At 50.1% G+C, this 6,490-nt stretch carries 2 protein-coding genes; both read left to right on the top strand.

The window, feature by feature from the left end; translation table 11 throughout:
* Positions 1 to 2,756 (top strand): Ig-like domain-containing protein (locus QUA38_RS22660; RefSeq protein WP_333165796.1); only part of this gene is annotated, 2,756 nt, incomplete at its 5' end.
* A gap of 427 nt (positions 2,757 to 3,183) precedes the next feature.
* Complete coding sequence (locus tag QUA38_RS22655; protein WP_333165794.1) at positions 3,184 to 6,444, top strand: choice-of-anchor Y domain-containing protein; 3,261 nt, start codon at positions 3,184 to 3,186, stop codon at positions 6,442 to 6,444.
* Positions 6,445 to 6,490: the final 46 nt, after the last annotated feature.

Genomic DNA, 6,490 nt, shown 5'->3' with positions numbered 1-6,490 from the left:
TCACCTACAGCGTTAGCGACGGCGCTGCAACTCTCCCCGCCACGGTGAATATCAACGTTACTAACTTTCCCCCGATCGTACAAGCTGACAACTACAGCGTCTTGCACGACAAAGTTCTCAGCGTTGCCGTGCCCGGAGTCTTAGGCAACGACTTCGACCCAGATTTGGACACGCTGAGTGCCGCCTTAGTTACAGCCCCGACTAACGGTACGATCGCATTCAACAAAAGTGGCGACTTCACTTATACTCCCAAAGCCGGCTTTTCCGGCATAGATACCTTCACCTACAGCGTTAGCGACGGCGCTGCAACTCTCCCCGCCACGGTGAATATCAACGTTACTAACTTTCCCCCGATCATACAAGCTGACACCTACAGTACCAGTGCGGGAAAAGCCCTCAGCATTGCCGTGCCCGGAGTTTTAGGCAACGACTCCGACGCAGATTTGGACACATTAACTGCTGCGGTGGCCGCCAACCCGACTCAAGGGTTGATCGCCCTCAACAAAGACGGTTCTTTCACTTATATTCCTAACGCTGGCTTTTCTGGAACAGACACCTTTACCTACACAGTCAGCGACGGAATAGTTCGCTCTGAACCGGCTACCGTGACTGTAAACGTCAATAACCCGCCTGTAGCGAATTCAGACAGCTATACCACTGATTTTGATACTCCCCTCAATGTGACGACGGGTTTGGGAGTCTTATTCAACGATACAGACCCGGAAAACGACCCGCTGACGGCGATTCTGGTGACAAATCCGGCTACAGGGTCGATCGTCCTCAACCAAGACGGTTCCTTCAGTTACACTCCGAATGCTGGTTTTGCAGGGACAGACTCTTTTACCTACAAAGCTAATGACGGGAAAGCTGATTCTGCGATCGTCACGGCAAGCATTGTTGTCAATAACCCTCCGACTCCGACTCCGACTCCGACTCCAACTCCGACTCCGACTCCGACTCCAACTCCGACTCCCACGGAAACTCCGACTCCGACTCCCACGGAAACTCCGACTCCAACTCCAACTCCGACACCTACGGAAACTCCAACTCCGACTCCGACTCCAACTCCAACTCCGACTCCCACGGAAACTCCGACTCCCACGGAAACTCCGACTCCCACGGGAACTCCGACTCCGACTCCCACGGAAACTCCGACTCCCACGGAAACTCCAAATCCTACGGAAACTCCGACGCCGACTCCTACGGAAACTCCGACGCCGACTCCTATGGAAACTCCGACTCCGACTCCCACGGGAACTCCGACTCCGACGGGAACTCCAACGCCAACGGGAATTCCAACGCCAACGGGAACTCCGACTCCGACGGGAACTCTGACTCCGACGGGAACTCCAACGCCAACGGGAACTCTGACTCCGACGGGAACTCCAACGCCAACGGGAACTCCAACGCCAACGGAAATTCCGACTCCGACTCCGACGGGAACTCCGACTCCGACGGGAACTCCGACTCCGACGGGAACTCCGACTCCGACGGGAATTCCGACTCCGACGGGAACTCCGACTCCGACGGGAACTCCGACTCCGACGGGAACTCCAACGCCAACGGGAACTCCGACTCCGACGGAAATTCCGACTCCGACGGGAACTCCGACTCCCACGGAAATTCCGACTCCGACTCCGACGGAAACTCCGACTCCGAATCCCACGGGAACTCCAGACGATCGCGATTGCATTTGCGAACAGATTACCCTACCCGCGATCGGTTCGATTCCCGGCCCGAATTCTGTTGATCGCACTTTCAACGGCACTGACGGCGACGACTTCCTCACTGCGAGCAATCTCAACGACGCTATCAACGGTTTCAACGGCGACGACATTCTGCTGGGCGAACAAGGCAACGACAATATTTACGGGGGACGGCCCAGCAATATCCCCCTTGGCCCGAATGCAGACAGAGACTTGCTGTTGGGTAGCGGTGGCAATGATTACCTCAACGGCCACGCCGGCGACGATCTCATGTTTGCGGGTAAGGGCGATGATGTCGCCATCGGCGGCAAAGACGATGACTTGATTTGGGGTGACAAGGGCAATGACACTCTGGTTGGTGCTCAGGGTAACGACTGCTTGTTTGGAGGCAGTTTTGACCTGTCTAGCCCTGAATCAAATGGACGCGATTTGCTGTTTGGCGGTACGGGCAACGACTTTTTGAACGGGGGAAATGCTGCGGATACTCTCAGCGGCGACGAGGGCAATGATACTGTTTATGGCGGCAAGGGCAATGACGTTCTGGTGGGGGGTACTGGCAACGATCTGTTGTTGGGCGATCGCGGCAGTGATAGCATTTGCGCCGACGACGGGGACGATACTATTTTAGGAGACAGTGCGATCGACTTTAACGGCGATCCAGATTCTCTGTGCGGTGGTGCTGGCAATGATTTAATGTTTGGCAACGGCGGTAGTGACAAGCTATGCGGCGAGGAGGGCAACGATACTATTTACGGGGGTAAAGGCGACGATTGTCTGATTGGGGGTTTGGGCAATGATATTCTCAGCGGCGGCATTGGGCGCGATCGCTTTGTTTTAACATCAGGTGAAGGCAGCGATCTAATTACTGATTTCACAAAAGGTGAAGATTTGTTGGTGTTAGCGGGTGGTCTAACTTTTGGTCAACTTAGTATTACCCAAAACGCTAATGCAGCTTTCATCAGGATTGGTGAGAATGGTCAACTGTTGGCTGCTTTGAATGGAGTGCAAGCTAGTGCGATCGATCTGAATGATTTTACCATCTTCGGGTAAGCACAAATTAAATAACTAAGGTGCGGAGTACGCACCTTAGTTATTTATGTAGAGTGGGCAACGCGCTGCTTACCGCTATTAGTAGTGTGTCAAATCATATCGTTTCCGATTGCATCGGTATTGTTCCAATGTCCAAACAGTCGGTTATCCCGAAAGCATAATTTTAGTCAACAGTCAACACTCAACAATCATATCGCTCGTGCAACCGGAATTGATATCAAATCACTTTTTGTGTCCAGGAGTGCGATCGACAATAATCCAAGCTTTTGCTTGACACTACTCAGAACTCCAGATATTATTTTAATAATAAAAATGACTTAAAAAAGCCACTCTACGGACAGCGTATTTACGTAAATAAAAAAAATGACGTAAAAAAAACATTAGTTGATAGCTAATACATAATCATTTCAAATTTAGGTGCATCTAGATGGGACAGATAATTATTAACGAATTCCGGCGGGATACTGGAAACATTACAGGCAATGAGTATGTAGAGTTACTGCTCACAGAAGATGTAAGTGCAACTCAGCTTCAGAGCTATTTTGTAGGCGACTCAACTGATCCAACTGTAGCTAAATATTCAGCTTATCGATTTACTAATATGGCAAGTATTGCTCCTGTGTTTAAAGCAGGAACAATACTTATGATCGGCGGTTCGGTTGCTAATCAAGAGATTGCCTACAACCCCATACCGTCGGGAACAAACAACGATTGGAACATTCGATTGAGTCCCGCAGGTGGATTTTTGACAAAGCTGCTCCCAGCCGGAAATTTGCCTGGGGATTTTGCAGCATCAGATATTGTTTGGGTAGATACTAGCAGTGCGGGAATTACTTCTGTTGATTCCCTCGCCTGGAGGACATCAGGAACACACGGAGCATTTGGGAGTGCAGCTAAGGTGCAAATTCCAGCACCAAGCAACGGGGGTAATGTCGAGTTTGTGAGCGATATTGGCGGCATCAACAGAACTGCTAGTTATACTATAGATAGTCCCGGCTCCTTGGGTTTACCCAACGGCGGAATTAATACTATTTATATTAACAGTCTCCGCAATCGGCCGGTTAACATTGCTCCGACTTGGGCAGATCTTAATGTGAATCCGCTGCTCGCAATTAATGAAGATATACCCAGCGCAGATAACACAGGCTTTAGTATTTTTAACCTCACTAGCGAGTTAGGAAGTGACACTAATGGCGATCCTTTGGGTGTCGCAGTCACCGCAGCAGACAATACTAACGGTAACTGGCAATTTTTAACCGACGGCAATACTTGGACAAATTTCGGCACAGTGTCGGAAAGTTCAGCAACCCTACTAGGCCCGACTCCTCTTTATAATGGCTTACTTGGTAACACTCCCACTGCTCAAAATTGGCTGTCTTTGACTAACTTAAATCTTGCTTTTCCTACCGCTACAGCTTCCGAAGTTTTTAACGGTAATGGAGTTAATTTAAACAGCACTGCCGCCAATAGTATTTATGCTGGCTATAGAAATAATCCTTTAAATCCGTCATTTCCTCCGCTCGATCGCACTACAGGCTTTAGCCTGTCTTTTAATCTCCAAATTATATCGGAATCTCGCACTAATCAAAATCGGGCGGGTTTTAGCATTGTTGCTGTTACTAGCGATCGCAAAGCCATTGAAATCGGTTTCCAGCAGCTATCTGCAACTTCTGGCAATATCTTTGCACAAGCAGATGGCATAACTCCCAACCCAGGCGGACAAACCAACGGCTTATTTGTTGCAGCAGAGAATGTTCCTTATAACACCAATATTGCTACTAACTACACTCTCAGAGTTCAAGGTGACAATTACTTTCTTTCCAATGGAAGCGATATCATACTAAACGGCCCTCTGCGTGATTATTCAGGATTTAGCGGCTTGATAGATCCTTACGAAACTCCTAATTTTCTATTCCTTGGTGACGACACAACTTCGGCGCAAGCTAACATCAACCTGACGCGGGTTTCCCTGCAAACGCCTGCGAAAGTTCGCTTTGTACCGAACCCAGACTATTACAGTACCCCTGGAAGCGAACCAACAATTACTTTTCGGGGGTGGGATGGAAGTAACGGAGTGGGTAACGGTACTGCGGGCGTCAATGCTTCAGTTACTGGTGGAAAAACGCCGTTTAGCACTGATAGTTTAACAAGTTCGATCGCAGTTAATCCCGTCAACGATGCACCTTCGTTTGTCAAAGGAGGCGATCGCACTCTCAACAGCAATTCGGGGCCACAAACCATCCCCGGATGGGCGGCTGCGATTTCTCCAGGCCCGGCCAACGAATCGGGACAAACTCTGGCTTTTGAAGTGGTAGGGAATGATAATGCTGCTTTGTTTAGTGTACCACCGGCGATCGACTCGGTGGGGACGCTAACCTTTACACCGGTGCCGGGGGCGATCGGCAGTGCTAATATCACTCTAAACCTGAGAGATAATGGCGGTATAGAGAACGAAGGGGTCGATACTTCTGACACCCAAGCGTTCATTATCAATCTCACCAATCGAGGCACATTTAACTTCAGTAACGCCAATTACAGCGTTAATGAAAACGATCAATTTGCCACAATTACTGTTACTCACACTGATGCTAATAATTTGGCTGCGGTCAGTTACACTACAAGTAATGGCACTGCTAATGCTGCCAGCGACTATAACCAGATATCGGGAACATTAAATTTTGGCATTGGCGAAACCACTCAAAGTTTTACGATTCCAATTGTTGATGATGTGACAATAGAAGAGGATGAAACTGTTAATTTAACTCTGAATAATCCCACTAACGGAGCAGATTTAGGAGCGATTTTTAGTGCTGTTTTGACTATTGTAGATACAACTCCGACTCCGACTCCGACACCTGCAGAAACTCCGACGCCAACTCCGACAACGACACCAATTCCGACTCCGACGCCTGCGGAAACTCCGACTCCGAATCCAACGCCTGCGGAAACTCCGACTCCGACGCCAATTACTCCGACGCCTGCGGAAACTCCGACGCCAACTCCGACGCCAATTACTCCGACGACTGCGGAAACTCCGACTCCGACGCCAATTCCGACTCCGACACCTGCGGAAACTCCGAGGCCAATTCCGACTCCGACACCGGGGGAAACTCCAATTCCCACACCGACGCCAATTCCGACTCCGACACCTGCGGAAACTCCGAGGCCAATTCCGACTCCGACGCTTGCGGAAACTCCAATTCCCACACCGACTCCGACACCTAGGGAAACTCCAATTCCCACACCGACGCCGATGCCTGGGGAAAATCCAATTCCCACACCGACGCCGACGCTTGCGGAAACTCCAATTCCCACACCGACGCCGACGCCTGGGGAAACTCCAATTCCCACCCCGACGCCAATTCCGACTCCGACACCTGCGGAAACTCCGACGCCTGGGAAAACTCTGACACCAATTCCGACTCCGACACCTGCGGAAACTCCTATTCCGACGGCTAAAACTGGTGAAACACCGATCGCCAATCAGAATTCGATCGCCCCAACCACATCTCCAACAACCGAAACCCCCACACCTGCGCTAATTCCTGCTACTTCTGAAGACTGTATGTGCGATCAAATCACTTTACCCGATCGCACTTCCATTCCCGGCCCGAATATCCTTGAAAATATCCTTAACGGTACAGACGGTAAAGATACGTGCGATTCGTTGAAACGTGAATCACGGTAATCAGTCCGTACACAGCGTTTCCAGCCACAAGGCTGAACTCTCGGTC

This window comes from Microcoleus sp. Pol12B4, assembly GCF_036701385.1.
In the GTDB taxonomy this organism is placed as follows: domain Bacteria; phylum Cyanobacteriota; class Cyanobacteriia; order Cyanobacteriales; family Microcoleaceae; genus Microcoleus.
Note: the sequence above shows the minus strand (reverse complement) of the source record. Positions and strands in the feature narration are given on the sequence as shown.

What these genes read in the sequence shown, in the direction of transcription:
- QUA38_RS22655 (WP_333165794.1), top strand. Translation starts at nt 3,184, where the DNA reads ATGGGACAGATAATTATTAACGAATTCCGGCGGGATACTGGAAACATT.